Raw genomic sequence first — 15072 nt, 5'->3', positions numbered from 1 at the left:
CGTAAACCTGGCAACTCGATGTATCAGGTCTTGGGGCAGCTGCGCTGCCCAACGGGAGCAAGCTCCCTCGCCACAGGGGTTGAGTGCAAATCAGCGAATCAACCTGCCCAGCCCATCCAGCAACCGCTGCAACGCCCCCTGATTACGGCGCATCACCGCCAGCCCGGCCTCGGCCATGCGTTGCGCATCGCGGGGTAATTCGAACAGGCGCTGCACTGCCACCGCCAGCCCTTCGGCATCATCCACTTCGGCCAACGCCCCGGCTTCGCGCAATTGCGCGGCGATGTCGAGGAAGTTGAACAGATGCGGGCCACTGATCACCGGTTTGGCCAGTGCCGCCGGCTCCAGCAGATTGTGCCCACCGTTCGGTACCAGGCTGCCGCCAACGAAAGCGCTGTCAGCCAACGCGTAGAGAAACAGCAACTCGCCCATGGTGTCGCCGAGCAGCACTGAAGTGTTCGCCTCGACATTGGCACCACTCGAACGGCGCACCGTGGCAAAGCCTTCACGCTGGCACAGCTCGAACACCGAGTTGAAGCGTTCGGGATGGCGCGGCACCAGAATCAGCAGCGCATTCGGGTAGTTCGCCAACAGCCGACGATGGGCGTCGAGCACGACCTCGTCTTCGCCTTCGTGGGTGCTGGCGGCGATCCATACCGGGCGTTCCAGCGCTTGCCACTGTCCGCGCAGCTCAGCGGCACGTTGCAGCAGTTGCGGGTCGATGGTCAGATCGAACTTGATCGAACCGGTGACTTCAACCGTCTGCGGGCGCGCGCCGAGATCGCGGAAGCGCTGGGCTTCAGCCTCGGTCTGCACCGCAAAAAAACTCATTTCAGCGAGCATCGGCGCGGTCAGTTTGCTGAAACGGCCATAACCTTTGGCCGAGCGCTCGGACAATCGCCCGTTGGCCAATGCCACTGGAATCCCGCGTTTGGCGCACTGATGAATGTGGTTGGGCCACAGTTCGGTTTCCATGATCACCGCCAGTTTCGGTTTGGCGTGATCAAGAAAACGCGCCGCTGCGCACGGCAAGTCATAGGGCAGATAGCAATGCTGGATGCGCGGTTCGTTGGCGAACAGTGCCTGAATCCGTTCCGATCCGGTCGGGGTCATGCAGGTCACGGTGATCGGCAGCTGTGGATAACGTTGCAGCAAGGCGCGAATCATCGGCGCAGCGGCGATGCTTTCGCCCACCGACACTGCGTGCACCCAGATCCCGCCGGGTTGCAGTGGTGGCATCCCGTAGGAGAAGCGCTCGCCAATCCGTTTGGCATACGCCGGGGCCTTGCGCGAGCGCAGCCACAGCCGAATCGCCACCAATGGCAGCCCCAGGTAAAACAGCGCGGTGTAGAGAGTTCTATTCATGGCGGCGGAGTTTATCGACTTTTGTCGCCAATCGCCCGCAAGTGCACGGCAAAACGTTCGGCCAGCCAGCGCGCCGCAGGCCCCAGGGGTTCATCCCGGCGCCAGACCAGTTCCACCACCAAGGCCGGCGGGGTCCATTCGCTGTCCAGTTCAACCATCAAACCCTGATAGGCCGAGTACTGCACCACATGCCGGGGCAGCCACGCCCAACCGAGATCGCGCACCAGCCATTCGGCCATCACGTAGAAACTGTCGGCGCGCCACACTTGCGGGCTGGCCGGTTCGTTGCCGGGGTAGACGCTGGTCTGCGTCGACATCAGCAATTGCCGATGCTGCGCCAGTTGCTGGCAGGTGACGTAGGACTGCGTCGCCAGCGGATGGTTGATGCCGCAGACGGTGACCATTTCTACCCGGCCCAGTACCCGTCGTTCCAGCGCTTCGGGGATTTCATCGTGATAGAACAGCAGGCCCAGATCGGCACGACGCTCGACCAGTTTGCGTGCGACTTCACCCTGGGCGGCGCTGGTCAGTTGCACTTCGAGACTGGGAAATTGCTCGGCCAGCGCATCGAAGCTTTCCACCAGTGCCTGATACGGCATGGCTTCATCCTGCGCCACGCGCAACTGCGCTTCCTGGCCGCGCATCATCGCCATCGCCCGACCGTTCAGACGCGCGCATTGGCGCAACACTTCGCGTGCCTCTTCGAGCAGTGCTTCCCCCGCTTCGGTGAGCCGGGGCTGGCGACCACTGCTACGCTCGAACAGGCTGACACCCAAATCGTCCTCCAACATGGCGATGGCGCTGCTGATCGCCGACTGCGCCTTGCGCTGCTGGCGCGCCACGGCGGAGAACGAGCGTTGCTCGGCGACGCTGACGAAGGCGCGCAGTTGATCGAGATTCCACTGGGTATTCATGCGGCGGCCCATCTTGAAAACAGATAGGTAATGACTTTACCCCATCTGGCGAGCGACTAGAATGCCGCCTCAGCAAGCAACGTTTTACATGAGGATCTACACATGAACGCCTACGCCTTCCTGGCTATCGCCATCTGCGCCGAAGTGATCGCCACCGTTTCGATGAAAGCGGTCAAAGGCTTGAGCACCCCGCTGCCGCTGATCTTGGTCATTGTCGGCTACGGGATCGCTTTCTGGATGCTGACTCTGGTGGTGCGCACCGTGCCAGTGGGTGTTGCCTACGCCGTGTGGGCCGGTATGGGCATCGTGATGGTCAGCGTCGCGGCGCTGTTCATTTATGGGCAAAAGCTGGATGTGCCGGCGATGCTCGGAATGGCGTTGATCGTGCTCGGTGTGGTGGTCATCCAGTTGTTCTCGAAAACTGCCGGTCACTGATTTGCAGTAACGCACATCCCCTGTGGGAGCGGGCTTGCTCGCGAATGCGGTTTATCAGACAACATTTCTGTTAACTGACACAGCGCATTCGCGAGCAAGCCCGCTCCCACATCTGGTTTTGCATCTGCCCTGTTGATCATCGACAAATCCCCCTCTTTCCCGAGTCTGTATACTGCGCCCTCGTCTTGAACACTGAGGTCGCTGCATGCCATCCGTTATTTCCACCGACGTTCTGATTGTCGGCGCTGGTGTCGCCGGCCTCTGGCTGAATGCGCGTCTGCGCCGCCAGGGTTTTTCGACCGTGCTGGTGGAAAGCGCCAGCCTCGGCGGCGGGCAGAGTGTGAAGTCCCAGGGCATCATCCACGGCGGCGCCAAGTATGCGTTGCACGGTGCGCTGACCGGTGCCTCGGAAGCCATCGCCGACATGCCGCGCCGCTGGCGTGAAGCGCTGGCCGGCAACGGCGAGCTGGATCTGTCCGGCGTGCGCCTGCTGTCCGAAGCGCATTACCTTTGGTCACCCGGCACCCTCGCCGGCAATCTCACCAGTTTCTTCGCCAGTAAAGCCGTGCGTGGCCGGGTCGATCAGGTCAAGGGCGAGCAACTGCCGCCCGCGTTGCAAGACAAACGCTTCAAGGGCAAGGTCTACCGCCTCGCCGAGTTGGTGGTCGACGTGCCAAGCCTGATTCAGCGCCTGGCCGATCTGGCCGGTGACGGTCTGCTCGCCGGACAAACCATCGAGCCGCTGCTGGAAGCGGGTGTACTGGTCGGCCTGAAGGTCGACGGCCGCGAGATTCGCGCCCAGCGCATCGTCCTCAGTGCCGGTGCCGGTACCGCCCGATTGCTGGAAGACCTGGGCCTGACCCAACCGGCGATGCAACGCCGGCCGCTACACATGATCATCGCCAAGGGCCCGAGCCTGAAGCCGTTGTACGCCCATTGTCTGGGCGGTGGCACCAAGCCGCGCATCACCGTCACCACTCACCCGGCTGCTGATGGCAACTGGGTCTGGTACCTGGGCGGCGACATTGCCGAAAGCGATGGCGTGGCCCGCGAGCCGGCCGAGCAGATCGCCACCGCGCAGAAAGAACTTGGCCAGTTGCTGCCATGGATCGACCTGAGCCAGGTGCAATGGGCGACCTTGCGCGTGGATCGCGCCGAGCCGCTGCAAACCGGCTTGAGCCGTCCGGACAACGCCTTCCTCGCCGAGCAGGGTCGCCTGCTGGTGGGCTGGCCGACCAAACTGGCACTGGCGCCAGACTTCGCCGACCGCGTTATTGCCTCGCTGCAGCGCGACGGCATCCAGCCGCAACCGACCGAGCCGTTGCCGGCATTGCCAAAACCACCGATGGGCGTACCGGCCTGGGAGCAATTGTTGCCATGAGCGTCCCTACCCTGCACGAACTGCATCGTCCACTGGGCAGCACCGGTCTGATGGTTTCACCGCTGGGCCTGGGCACGGTCAAACTCGGCCGCGACCAAGGGGTGAAATACCCCAACGGCTTTCAGATCCCCGACGATGACGCGGCACGCATGCTGCTCAATCAGGCCAAAGGGCTGGGCATCAACCTGATCGACACCGCGCCGGCCTACGGGCGCAGCGAAGAACGCCTCGGCCCGCTGTTGCGCGGCCAGCGGCAGGACTGGGTGATCGTCAGCAAGGTCGGCGAAGAGTTTGCCGACGGCCTGTCGCGCCATGACTTCAGCGCCGCACACACACGGATGTCGGTCGAGCGCAGCCTGCAACGTCTTGAAACCGATTTTATCGACCTGGTGCTGGTGCACTCCGACGGCAACGACATGGCGATCCTTGAGCACGAAGAGGTCTACGCCACACTCGCCGCAATGAAGGCCGAGGGCAAGATTCGCGGCTTCGGCTTCTCCGGCAAAACGGTCGAGGGCGGCCTCAAGGCGCTGGAGCAAGGGGACTGCGCGATGGTCACCTACAATCTGAACGAACAGAACGAGAAGGCAGTCATTGACTATGCTGCTGCCCACGGCAAAGCCATTCTGGTGAAAAAAGCCCTGGCCAGCGGCCATGTGTGCCTGAGTCCGGGCGTGGATCCGGTGCGCGCCAGCTTCGAGTTGTTGTTCCAACAGCCCGGTGTGGCCAGTGCTATTGTCGGGACGATCAATCCGCTGCACCTCGCCCATAACGTTGCGACCGTTGCCCAGGTCCTTCGTGGTCACTGACGCCGCCCCGCGGCCTTAAGCAGGAGCCGACATGCCGCGCACGCTCATCAGAAAGAACCCGAGCAACTTCAAGACACTGCCGCTGTTCGTCGAGGCCACGCCCGAAGGCCTGACGTATCAGAGCGTCGGCATGCCGCTGAATTTCGCCCAGACCCTGCAACGGCGCAAACCGGTGAGCGTGGCGGATGCCGAGCGCTTCGCGGTGGAGCTGGCCAACCTCGGGGTCTCGGTGCGCCTGACCCTGCATTGGCAGAATCGCGATTACTGGGTGCTGGTGCGCCAGCGTCGGCAGGATCGTGGCGATGTGGTGCTCAAGCTGATTTCCGGTTACGTGCCTGCTCAAGAACTGAACATCCCGTTGCACACGGCGATTCAGGAAATCGCCGAAGAGTGTCTGCTGGAAACCCCGGAAGGCTGGCTCGGCGGACGCTTCAACGACACCTGGCTACCCGCACCCTACTCGTCCGCCCTGCATTACCGCGAGGCCCTGCCGTTTCGCCTGACGCCGCAATCCGGTTCGGCGCGGCCGGTGCGCTGCGCCAATCTGCAATTGCTCGAACGGCCACGGGCCTACGTGCATCTGCCGACCGCATCGCTGCAACTGATCTATGACTTGCGCCTGGAGGTGCCCAAGGAAGTCAAATCCTTGAGCCTGTTTCACGTCGATGAACGACTGGAAGGCGATCAGCTTGTCGCGCGACTCGACCGCAAGCGCCCCGATCTGTACCTGATGCCGTTGCAGGACGGCGAACCGCTGGCCGAGCTGTATACCTTGAAGAAAGGTCAGTTGTCTCCGGCAGGTACACGCGGTCTGTATCTGGCCGAAAGCTTTGCCAGACAGGATGGCTGGCTGGTGCGGGACGAGCGGATTCGCTGGAAGGACTGGCTCGTGGCGCAGGGGCTGGCGACGCCAAAAGCACCCCGCACCAGTCTCAGACAATTGAGCCTCAAGGCATTGAAGCTGGTCGGTCTGGTCAAACGTCGCCAGAGCAAATAGCGTTTAGCGTCGACGGTCCATGAACGTGCGCAACGTGGCGAACCAGTGAAAGTAGCGATTCTCGCGTTTGCCCATGCCCCGCTTGGGCGAAAACGACTCCTCGGCAAACGCACCATTGATCCGCACGCGTGACGCCTGGGTCGGCAGCGTGCAGACCCTGGCATCTGCCCGCTGCATGGCAAACTTGAGCAGGCGCTCGGAATGCAGCTTCCTGCCCGTCTCCTTGCAGAAGTCGAAGATGCGCTCGATTCTTTTGCCATATGCCCTGTAAGTGTCGCGCCCACAGACGGCAAAGCGGTCGTTCAGTCCGCCCCACCACTGCCAGTCAGGTATGTAGACGTTATGTCGACGGGCATCGGGCTGATTGAACATGTAGGCCGGCAACGGCGTGTGAAAGAAATTGTCCGGGCGCACGAACACCACGAAATCCGGGTTGAACGCCTCAATCATCGTGGTCACGGTGTGCAGCGAATTGAGCTGATAAATCAGGTTGCGCAGCGAGGCGTAGTCGTCATTCCAAGTGTCGCCGAGGGTTTTTACCCGTTCGAAATCCCAGCGCTCCAGCACGCCGTCGGTGGCGGTGATGCCGCCCTTCATCGACTCGAAAGGTCGATAGTTGTCAGCCGCAAGCTCACCCTGCTCGCCGGACCTTGCGTTGCTGACCTCGCCAACCTGATACAGATGGTAGAAACACTGCACATTGCAGTCGGCTGGCAATTGCGCCAGAACGTTTTGCTCGATGGAAGGGAAACAGATGTCCGAGTTCCTTGGAATCCCGAAAAACGCCACCGCAATGTTCAACACTCGACCACACCTTTTATAAGTAAAACCAACCGCGAGCCCGTTGCGAATGTCGCATTGTTTAGCGACGGCGGAACCACCGCTGCCACCAGGGACGCGGCAACAGCGGCACGGTGATCACGTCTGATTGCAGCAGCCATTGCCGCTCATAGTCCCAGGCATGGCCGCTCCACAGTTTGCCCGCTTCATTGGAGAAACCGAGCGTCATGAGCTGGTAGTTGTAATCGCCCTGCCCGCGCAACCAGTCCAGCAGCACCAGCGCATTGAATCCCGTGGACGGCCCTACAAAGCGCTTGCCGCCTGGACGCTCCACCGGATAATTCCACAAGGGCGGCAGCGGAATACGCTCCCAGAAAAGGGCGACGCCCGGGATCGGACACATCGCCCCGGTGGCGCCCACCAGCAGGGTGAAACACCGTCCACCCTGCTCGATCAGGCGCTGCACCTCCGGGCCGGGAGGGAGGCCGAAGAAGTAAGCGTCCGGCGCATTGAAACCATGAACAAACAGGTTGACGCTCTGCGGGTTGAGCAAAGACGCTTTGACGCAGGTATTGAAACTGACCACCACATCATCGGCGTTGATGGCCAATCGGTCGACGTCGGCCTGGGTGATGGCTGGGTTGTTGGCAATAAGTAGCACCCGTGGTGCTCGACGCAGACAGTCGATCAAGGCGTGCGGCAATGCCTGAGTCACTGATTGATGGCCGCCTGGCAGTGCATCCAGCGCCATGGGCGCAACGGTTCGTGACGCTTGATGCTCCATCATTTAACCCGGCACCTTCATCCCATAGCGTAACTTGACCCATAGCCGCGAGAATGCCGAGGGTGGTTGCCACGGACGCATTTCGCGCTGGATTTCGGCAGCGAGGGTTCGCCCGACACGGGCAAAGGAGTAGCGGTCTTCGGCAAATGCCTGGCCATTGCGGGCAATGCGATCGGCGAGCTGCGGATTGCTTTGCAGGAGCCGGATCTTCTCCACGGCCTCGTCTTCGCTGCGATAGAACACCGTGTTGTGCATGTCCTCGAAGCCCAGCAGACGGTCCTCTTCTCCCTGACTCCACGCCAGCAGCACACAACCGCACGCCATTGCCTCGAAGTTCTTGATCATGAACTCATTCATGCCGATGTCGGCACTGACGAAGATCCTGATGCGATTGAGCGTTTCCAGGTATTCAGTGCCGGAATTGGTGCGTGTCACCAGCAACCCGGTGCGCTGCGAAAGCGATTCCAGCAGTGCTTTGCGCAGTGCGTACTCGGTGCTTTTCAGACTGCCGAGAAAACCCAGTGGAATGTCGCGCTCGGTGCCGGTATTACGCAGCATCTGCTCGTCATAGCCCTTGGATACAAACACCGTATCAATGCCTTCTGCCTGCATCTTGCGGGCGACCACCGCCCCGGACACCAACGCCCGGCACGCGGGAAGTCGCTTGTACAGCCGTGAATACACGCCGCGGTACTTACTCTGGGGCATGTAGTTCTGGTACGCGTCGTGTTCGAGGAAGATCAGGCCGGGAATGCATTTGAGCACCCGCAACTGACGCACGACGCGTTTGACTCGCGTGAAAATCACAACACGATCGAAAGTCTGATACTCCACAGATGCCAGGAACGGTCCCAGGTTCATCTGCTGCTGCTTGCTCAAACGGTAGACGACGCATTCATCGCAGTTCTGCTGCACGATTTCGTACAACCGGTCCAGAATGACTCGCTGCTCGTCCATAACCAGGAGCATGACTTTCATAAATTAAATTACCGGGTGACAAAAGCTGGCGCGCGCAACGGTATTTGGCCCCAGCTTTGATGGAACGAATGAATCCCCATGACAACGTGCGCTCCCGCACGATTCAAAACACTCATGACTCTTCACATCAACGGCTGCGAATCTTTTCGACAATCGCCGTAGTCGAACTGTTTTCCACCAGCCCGAGTACTTTTACGGTGCCGCCGTAAGCACTTACGATGTCGGCACCGACCACTTGGTCGATTCCGTAATCCCCACCTTTGACCAGTACGTCCGGCTTGACCTCGCGCAACAGGTTTTCCGGGGTACCTTCCGGGAAGCTGATAACCCAGTCGACGGCGCCCAGACCAGCGAGTACCGCCATGCGCCGGTCAACGCTGTTGATCGGCCGCCCTGGCCCTTTCAGCCGGCTGACCGAGGCGTCATCGTTGACTGCTACGATCAGGCGATCGCCCTGAGCCCGCGCCTGCTCCAGATAAGTCACGTGACCCGCATGGAGAATATCGAAACACCCGTTGGTAAAGACGATTTTCTCGTTATGCGCCCGAGCGTCGTCGACTGCCAGCAGCAACTGTTCAATACCCAGTACACCGCGTTCGGAACCTTCTTCGCGCTGAATCGCGCGGCGCAGCTCCGGCGCACTGATCGCCGCCGTACCCAGTTTGCCAACGACAATACCCGCCGCCAGGTTGGCCAGCGCGACCGCGTGAGGCAGTTCTTCACCGGCAGCAATCGCCGCCGCCAGGGTGGAAATCACCGTATCACCAGCGCCGGTCACATCGAACACCTCACGGGCGCGAGCCGGCAAGTGTAGCGCCGGATGATCAGGGCGCAACAATGTCATCCCGTGCTCACCACGGGTCACCAGAAGTGCACCTAACTCCAGGTCGTGCATCAGGGCTGCGCCCTTGCTCACCAGTTCGTGCTCATCGACGCAACCGCCAACGATGGCTTCGAATTCGCTGAGGTTCGGCGTTATCAGACTGGCGCCACGGTAGATCGAAAAATCCTTGCCCTTGGGATCGGCCAGCACCGGAATGCCTTTGGCACGAGCCGCCTGAATCAGGGCTTGATGGTTCTTCAGCGCGCCTTTGCCGTAGTCCGACAGCACCAGCACCTTGATGCCTTCGAGCAGATCGTCGACCTGCGAGGCCAAGGCCAGTGCATCGGTGGCAAACGGTTCTTCGAAGTCGATACGCAGCAATTGCTGGTGCCGGCTCATGACCCGCAGCTTGACGATGGTCGGCTGATGCGCAATGCGCTGGAACAGGGCACGCACGCCCGCGCCCTTGAGACTATTGCTCAGGCTGTCGGCGGCTTCGTCATCACCAGTCACACCGACCAGTGACGCCGGCGCACCCAGCGCGGCAATGTTCAAGGCAACGTTGGCAGCACCGCCCGGGCGGTCTTCGATTTGCTCGACTTTTACGACCGGAACCGGTGCCTCAGGGGAAATCCGTGAGGTTCCACCATGCCAGTAACGGTCGAGCATGACATCGCCGACCACCAAGACTGGGGCTTGATCGAATCGCGGCATGGACAACTTCATGGAGCAACCCACATACAAAATGAACAGGGGCGCGATATTAACACAGGGTTGGCGCAGGCTTGTGTGCAGGCTGCAACAGTATGAAACAGCTATAGACCTTGCTGGCTCTTTTGAACACTTGCCGGCCCTCGACAAGCGTCAAAGTTCTTCGAGGAGCCCAAGTCAGCGCGGCGCGCGGAATTTATTCGGTCTGGACAAGGAAGATGAAAATCTCGATACCAGATAAAACGGGAGACCAGTATTCCGGGCAAAGCCCCGAACAATGATCTCCCGCCAGATTTGAAGTGGGTTCAGGCGATATCTTCGGCCGGAGCGTCGAGCCCCATGGCGTTCAGACGAGCGTAATAACCGTTTTGTGCCAGCAGCTCGTCGTGGGTGCCGCGTTCGACGATTCGCCCCTGATCCATGACCAGAATCAGATCGGCTTTCTCGATGGTCGAGAGACGGTGCGCAATCACCAGTGTGGTGCGCCCCTTCATGACTTGGTCCAGTGCCGCCTGAATGTGCCGCTCGGATTCGGTGTCGAGTGCCGAGGTGGCTTCGTCGAGAATCAGCAGCGGCGCGTTTTTGAGCAGTGCACGGGCAATAGCCAGACGCTGGCGCTGACCACCGGACAGCAGCACGCCGTTCTCGCCGACCTGAGTGTCGAGGCCTTCGGGCAGTTGCGATATGAAATCCATCGCGTAGGCATCACGCGCGGCTTTCTCGATGTCTTCGCGCGGCGCACCAGCCAGATCGCCATAGGCAATGTTGTTGGCCACGGTGTCGCTGAACAACGTCACGTGCTGCGTGACCTGGGCAATATGACGGCGCAGGTTCAGCAACTTGTACTGTTCGACTTCCACACCATCGATAAGGATTTCGCCTTTGTTGTGGTGGTAGAAGCGAGGAATCAGGTTGGCCAGCGTCGACTTGCCGCTGCCCGAACGACCGACCAGTGCCACCATCTGCCCTGGCTGGACCGAGAAGCTGATATCGTCCAGCACCTGACGTTCGGTGCCAGGATAGGTGAAGCTCAGATTGCGCACATCCAGGCGACCGGTGACCGAGTCGCGCTCGACGGTACCGGTATCGACTTCCGGCTCGACATCCAGTTGTTCGAAGATGCTCTCGGCACCGGCCACGCCTTTCTGGATGGTCGAGCTGACTTCGGACAATTGACGAATCGGCTTGGGCAACAGGCCCGCGAGGGTAATGTAGGCAACCATGTCGCCGGCCGAAGCATCGCCGCGCAAATACAGCACGAGGAACATCAACACGGCCATCGCGGTGTAGATCACCAGTTGCAGCATCGGCGTGTAGATGGCACCGGTGCGGGTCATGCGCAGTTGCTTGTCGGTGTTGCTCTGGCTGGCCTTGAGGAAGCGTTTTTCCTCGTAGACTTCGCCGCCGAAGCTGCGGACTACACGATAGCCCTGAATGGTTTCCGAGGCCACGTGCGTGACGTCGCCCATGGCCAATTGGATCTTCTTGCTCTGCTTGCGGAATTTCTTGCTGGCGGTTCGCACCATCACGGCGATCAGCGGCAGGATCGCCACCATCACCAGGGTCAGCTTCCAGTTCATGAACAGCAGCGAGGCAAACAGGAAGATCACCGTCATGCCTTCACGGATTACGACCTTGATCGCATCGGTTGCCGCCCCCGTGACCATGGTCACGTTGAAAGTGATGCGCGAAATCAGGTGACCGGAGTTATGTTTGTCGAAGTAGCGGTTGGGCAGTACGAGCAGGTTGTTGAACAACTGCACCCGCAAGTCATGCACCAGGCCGAGGGAAACCTTGGCCAGAAAATAGTTGCCCAGATAAGATCCCAGCCCTTGCCATGCGGCGATCAGGATGATCAGCAGCGGCACGGCCTGCAGCAGTTGCAGGTCACGCAGGTACGGCACCGAGGGGAACAGCACCGCTTCAGGGTTGGACAGGCCGTCGACAAAATACTTGAGGATGTAGCCAAGCATCGGCTGGGTCGAAGCGAAAATCAGAAAGCCGACGATGCTGATCAGGAACAGACTGATGTACGGCCGGACATAGCCGAGCAGGCGGAAGTAGATTTTCAAGCTCGATGGGCTTGCGGCGGGACTGGAGTCGGTCATATCACGCGAAAGTCGATAAAAAGGACGCTGACTTTAGCACAGCTTCTTCTGGGTTCTGGCAATCGGCGAAAGGCTGTTATTGTTAAGCATCTTTTTCAGCATCAAATAGCCATCACTCGAATGGTCGATCAACTTCAGGATTGAATCTCACAGCATGCAACTTCGCAGCTTCAGCAGTACGTCCAATCGAATCTTCGATTTCATTTGCCTTTGGATTCTTCCAGTTGGCTATCTTTTGCTCCTGTGCGCATTGTTCTTTTTGCCCGGACGCAGCTCACTGCACAAAATCTATTACGGCCTGTTCAGCATTCCAGCGCTGTTTGCGCTGTGCCTGCGCCCAAGGGAGCTGAAGGAACTGCTGCGCGAGCCCATCATCATTGCCGTCCTCATATTCGTCGCCTGGGCGCTGCTCAGTGTGGTCTGGGGCCCCGAAGGCGAATCCTTCGGCGGCACAATCAAACCGCCGTTGCACACGTTGATGCTGTTTGCCGGGAGCTATCTGCTGGTGCGCTATCGCAGCGACATCCTGCAACCCTTGATGTTCGCCGCCGCACTGGTCGCACTGATTGCGACGATCTTTTTTCTGTTCACGTTCGCCCGGGAGTATGCACCGGGCATGCGCCTGATCGGTGGCGGCGCATTCGATAACCCGCTGCTCAGCTCGCACTTGTTCGGGTTCTTCTGCACTTACTGGCTGGCCGTGACCATGACCTGCAAGCGCCGCCAGTTAATGTGGCTGAGCGTCCCGGCGATGGCGATCATGTTCATGGCGGTGATCGGCACCGGCTCGCGCACCCCGCTGGTCGCCCTGACCCTGGCAGCGTTGTGGCTGTGCTTCATCTGCTGGAATCGGCGCTCGCTGGGCATGCTGGTGGCGCTGCTGGTCAGCGGTGTTGCCGTGGTGACCGTGTTCTCACACATGATCCTGGAACGTGGCGATTCCTTCCGGCTCGAAATCTGGCAAAAAGTGCTGCACATGATTGCCGAGCATCCGTGGATCGGTCATGGCTACAGCGCCGAACTGAGCGTCGACCCAGGCATCGGGGTGAACTTTGAGGAGCCGCACAGTTTTGTCCTGGGCGTTCTTTATTACGTCGGCATCCTCGGCTTGCTGCCCTGGCTGTTCTTTCTGGCCTGGGGGCTGCTGAGCAGTTGGCGTCAGCGTGTGCAGCCGCTGCTGATCCTTGCTTCGACCTGGCTGGTGTTCGGCATCGGTGCCGGCCTGACCGAAGGGGGCGGGATCATCTCGCGGCCCAAGGAACACTGGTTCCTGCTGTGGATCCCGCTGGCCCTGATCGCCGCCTTGAGCATCAACCAGCGCGCCCGGCGCCTGCTGACATTGCCCGTGCAGACACTCTCGACAACCGAGCTTCAGCGGCTGGGTGTGGACGCCCAAGTGATCGAAGAGGATGGCCTGGGGCCCAAGGTCCTGCGCCTGAATGACGGTACCTTTCTCAAGCTGTTCCGACGCCGGCGCTGGTACACCTCAGGCAGTTTCAATCCGTACTCCGAACGCTTCGCCGTCAATAGCGAACAGTTGCGCCAGAGGGGGATTCCCACCCCGCAGGTACTCAATCTGTATCGACTGGAGGACCGCAGCAGCGCTGTGCACTACGCGCCATTGCCGGGGCATACCCTGCGCCAGGTACTGCAGAGCATCACCGCGCCGGCCGTTCGCCAGGCATTGGTGGAACGCTTCGGCAGGTTCATGGCACAACTGCATGACAAGGGCGTGTACTTCCGCTCCCTGCATCTGGGCAACGTGCTGGTGCTGGAGGACGGAGAGTTCGGCTTGATCGATCTGGCGGACCTGTACGTCTACCCGAGCGCCTTGAGCAACTCGCTACGCCAGCGCAATTTACGCCACATGCAACGCTACACCGTGGACAAGCGCTGGTTGTTCGAGGATCACCTTGATGCGCTGCTGACGGGTTATGCCGTGACGGCATCGCCATCCGCTGTGGATAAATTGCGCAGGCAAGTACTGGCCGGCGACCCAGCGACCCCTGCACTGAAATAGTCGTTGGCTGGTCGTGTTCCGAACAGCCGAACACGACCTAAGCCGCTCGCCAATGGCGAGCGGCGAGGCTCAGCTTTTTTCCAGGGGAGAAAAGTACATCCGCGCCAGACCGCGCCAGGTTTTCTTGTTCCAGGCCTTGAACGGAATCTGCGCCAGCAGCTCTCTGGCGAATTGGCGATCGCGGTTGGAGACTTTGAGGAACATCGAGCTGAGAAACCGGTAGCGCACGAAGTCGTACAGCGGATGCTCGCTGAACAATGCGTAGGTGCGCAGGATGTTTTCAGTCATGAAGCGGTTGTTCTTGTACGAGTTGGTGGCGTGCTTGCGGTAGCGCGCCATCACCACATTCAAACCGTCGATGAAGTACCCGGCGTGGGTCACCTTCAGCTCGATGTACAGGTCTTCAAGACGAATCGTCGGATCGAACCCACCCACCTTGTCCAGCGCTTCGCGGCGGATCATCAGGGTCGGCGCCGGCGGATACGGCTTGCGCTCCAGGAACATGTCATCGAAATCGAGGCGGCGAAAAGGCACATCGCGACGCTGACGCTTTTCTGGATAAAGGCTACCGTCAGCGTGCATCAGCTCGATATTGCCGGCACAGATCCCGACCTCGGGCTTGCCGTCCATGTGTGCAACCTGAATGGCGATCCGCTCCGGATACATGATGTCGTCGGAGCCGAACGGCACGATCAGGCTGCCCTTTGCACGGGCGATAGCGCCGTTGAGGGTATTGGTCAGGCCCTGATTCTGTTGCACACGAAAATCGAAACCGTATTGCGCCTGCAACGCGCTGATGCGCTCGACGCTGTCGTCCTTCGAACCGTCATCGATCACCAGCAGCTCAATGTTCTTATAGCTCTGGTTGAGGACGCTGAGGATGCTTTCCTCGATGTACGGACCATGGTTGTACGAGGCGATGATCACCGTGACGAGGGGTTGAGCTTCGCTCATGTGTTTTTCAGCG

Annotated in this window: 13 protein-coding genes; 5 read left to right on the top strand and 8 right to left on the bottom strand. The window is 60.2% G+C overall.

Annotation, left to right across the window (positions count from 1 at the left end; all coding sequences use genetic code 11):
* Positions 1–90: 90 nt before the first annotated feature.
* Together waaA and ACVHNU_RS27565 are read right to left on the bottom strand one after the other, a co-directional pair.
* On the bottom strand, positions 91–1365 hold the full coding sequence (gene waaA, locus ACVHNU_RS27570) for a lipid IV(A) 3-deoxy-D-manno-octulosonic acid transferase (RefSeq protein WP_473018674.1): 1275 nt from the start codon (positions 1363–1365) through the stop codon (positions 91–93).
* A gap of 11 nt (positions 1366–1376) precedes the next feature.
* Positions 1377–2279, bottom strand: a complete 903-nt coding sequence (locus ACVHNU_RS27565; RefSeq protein ID WP_045122268.1) for a LysR family transcriptional regulator — start codon at positions 2277–2279, stop codon at positions 1377–1379.
* Between the two features lie 102 nt (positions 2280–2381).
* Here ACVHNU_RS27565 and ACVHNU_RS27560 point away from each other — a divergent pair, with 102 nt between their 5' ends.
* The 4 genes from ACVHNU_RS27560 (at position 2382) to ACVHNU_RS27545 (ending at position 5901) form a co-directional block, all read left to right on the top strand.
* Positions 2382–2714 (top strand): DMT family transporter, encoded by a 333-nt coding sequence (locus ACVHNU_RS27560; protein ID WP_003221050.1) that lies wholly within the window; start codon positions 2382–2384, stop codon positions 2712–2714.
* A gap of 205 nt (positions 2715–2919) precedes the next feature.
* Positions 2920–4095, top strand: a complete 1176-nt coding sequence (locus ACVHNU_RS27555; protein WP_226499885.1) for an NAD(P)/FAD-dependent oxidoreductase — start codon at positions 2920–2922, stop codon at positions 4093–4095.
* Positions 4092–4904 carry an aldo/keto reductase gene (locus tag ACVHNU_RS27550; RefSeq protein ID WP_473018673.1) on the top strand — a complete coding sequence of 271 codons (813 nt, stop codon included), beginning with the start codon at positions 4092–4094 and terminating at the stop codon, positions 4902–4904. Before ACVHNU_RS27555 ends, ACVHNU_RS27550 begins: the two co-directional genes overlap by 4 nt.
* A gap of 31 nt (positions 4905–4935) precedes the next feature.
* Positions 4936–5901, top strand: coding sequence for a metal ABC transporter ATPase (locus ACVHNU_RS27545; protein ID WP_473018672.1), 966 nt, complete (start codon positions 4936–4938; stop codon positions 5899–5901).
* Positions 5902–5904: 3 nt separating this feature from the next.
* On the opposite strand, the gene ACVHNU_RS27540 is transcribed toward ACVHNU_RS27545, so the two are convergent.
* The 5 genes from ACVHNU_RS27540 to msbA all read right to left on the bottom strand — a co-directional run bounded on the left by ACVHNU_RS27540 (position 5905) and on the right by msbA (position 12085).
* The gene (locus tag ACVHNU_RS27540) at positions 5905–6705 is read right to left on the bottom strand and encodes a hypothetical protein (RefSeq protein WP_103521892.1); all 801 of its coding nucleotides are present in this window, start codon (positions 6703–6705) and stop codon (positions 5905–5907) included.
* Positions 6706–6763: 58 nt separating this feature from the next.
* Positions 6764–7465: a hypothetical protein gene (locus tag ACVHNU_RS27535; protein ID WP_473020106.1), complete on the bottom strand. Its 702-nt coding sequence runs from the start codon at positions 7463–7465 to the stop codon at positions 6764–6766.
* Positions 7466–7468: 3 nt separating this feature from the next.
* Entirely contained in the window at positions 7469–8443 is a 975-nt protein-coding gene (locus tag ACVHNU_RS27530) for a glycosyltransferase (protein ID WP_473018671.1), read from the bottom strand.
* Positions 8444–8570: 127 nt separating this feature from the next.
* On the bottom strand, positions 8571–9992 hold the full coding sequence (gene hldE / locus ACVHNU_RS27525) for a bifunctional D-glycero-beta-D-manno-heptose-7-phosphate kinase/D-glycero-beta-D-manno-heptose 1-phosphate adenylyltransferase HldE (RefSeq protein ID WP_473018670.1): 1422 nt from the start codon (positions 9990–9992) through the stop codon (positions 8571–8573).
* 290 nt (positions 9993–10282) lie between these two features.
* Positions 10283–12085 (bottom strand): lipid A export permease/ATP-binding protein MsbA, encoded by a 1803-nt coding sequence (gene msbA / locus ACVHNU_RS27520; protein WP_103485539.1) that lies wholly within the window; start codon positions 12083–12085, stop codon positions 10283–10285.
* A gap of 154 nt (positions 12086–12239) precedes the next feature.
* Here msbA and ACVHNU_RS27515 point away from each other — a divergent pair, with 154 nt between their 5' ends.
* Positions 12240–14105, top strand: a complete 1866-nt coding sequence (locus tag ACVHNU_RS27515; RefSeq protein ID WP_473018669.1) for an O-antigen ligase family protein — start codon at positions 12240–12242, stop codon at positions 14103–14105.
* A 69-nt stretch (positions 14106–14174) separates the two neighbouring features.
* Here the strand turns inward: ACVHNU_RS27515 and ACVHNU_RS27510 are convergent, their stop codons facing one another.
* The gene (locus ACVHNU_RS27510) at positions 14175–15059 is read right to left on the bottom strand and encodes a glycosyltransferase (protein WP_103485595.1); all 885 of its coding nucleotides are present in this window, start codon (positions 15057–15059) and stop codon (positions 14175–14177) included.
* Positions 15060–15072 lie beyond the last annotated feature (13 nt).

It is taken from the genome of Pseudomonas sp. Ors-4-3C, from assembly GCF_055755035.1.
This window is presented reverse-complemented; position numbering and strand designations above follow the sequence as displayed.

Bases quoted from the DNA above. Each gene is read 5' to 3' on its own strand.
- ACVHNU_RS27550 (WP_473018673.1), top strand. From the start codon at position 4,092: ATGAGCGTCCCTACCCTGCACGAACTGCATCGTCCACTGGGCAGCACC.
- ACVHNU_RS27510 (WP_103485595.1), bottom strand. From the start codon at position 15,059: ATGAGCGAAGCTCAACCCCTCGTCACGGTGATCATCGCCTCGTACAAC.
- ACVHNU_RS27515 (WP_473018669.1), top strand. From the start codon at position 12,240: ATGCAACTTCGCAGCTTCAGCAGTACGTCCAATCGAATCTTCGATTTC.
- ACVHNU_RS27565 (WP_045122268.1), bottom strand. From the start codon at position 2,279: ATGAATACCCAGTGGAATCTCGATCAACTGCGCGCCTTCGTCAGCGTC.
- ACVHNU_RS27560 (WP_003221050.1), top strand. From the start codon at position 2,382: ATGAACGCCTACGCCTTCCTGGCTATCGCCATCTGCGCCGAAGTGATC.
- waaA (WP_473018674.1), bottom strand. From the start codon at position 1,365: ATGAATAGAACTCTCTACACCGCGCTGTTTTACCTGGGGCTGCCATTG.
- ACVHNU_RS27545 (WP_473018672.1), top strand. From the start codon at position 4,936: ATGCCGCGCACGCTCATCAGAAAGAACCCGAGCAACTTCAAGACACTG.
- hldE (WP_473018670.1), bottom strand. From the start codon at position 9,992: ATGAAGTTGTCCATGCCGCGATTCGATCAAGCCCCAGTCTTGGTGGTC.
- ACVHNU_RS27530 (WP_473018671.1), bottom strand. From the start codon at position 8,443: ATGAAAGTCATGCTCCTGGTTATGGACGAGCAGCGAGTCATTCTGGAC.
- ACVHNU_RS27555 (WP_226499885.1), top strand. From the start codon at position 2,920: ATGCCATCCGTTATTTCCACCGACGTTCTGATTGTCGGCGCTGGTGTC.
- msbA (WP_103485539.1), bottom strand. From the start codon at position 12,085: ATGACCGACTCCAGTCCCGCCGCAAGCCCATCGAGCTTGAAAATCTAC.
- ACVHNU_RS27535 (WP_473020106.1), bottom strand. From the start codon at position 7,465: ATGGAGCATCAAGCGTCACGAACCGTTGCGCCCATGGCGCTGGATGCA.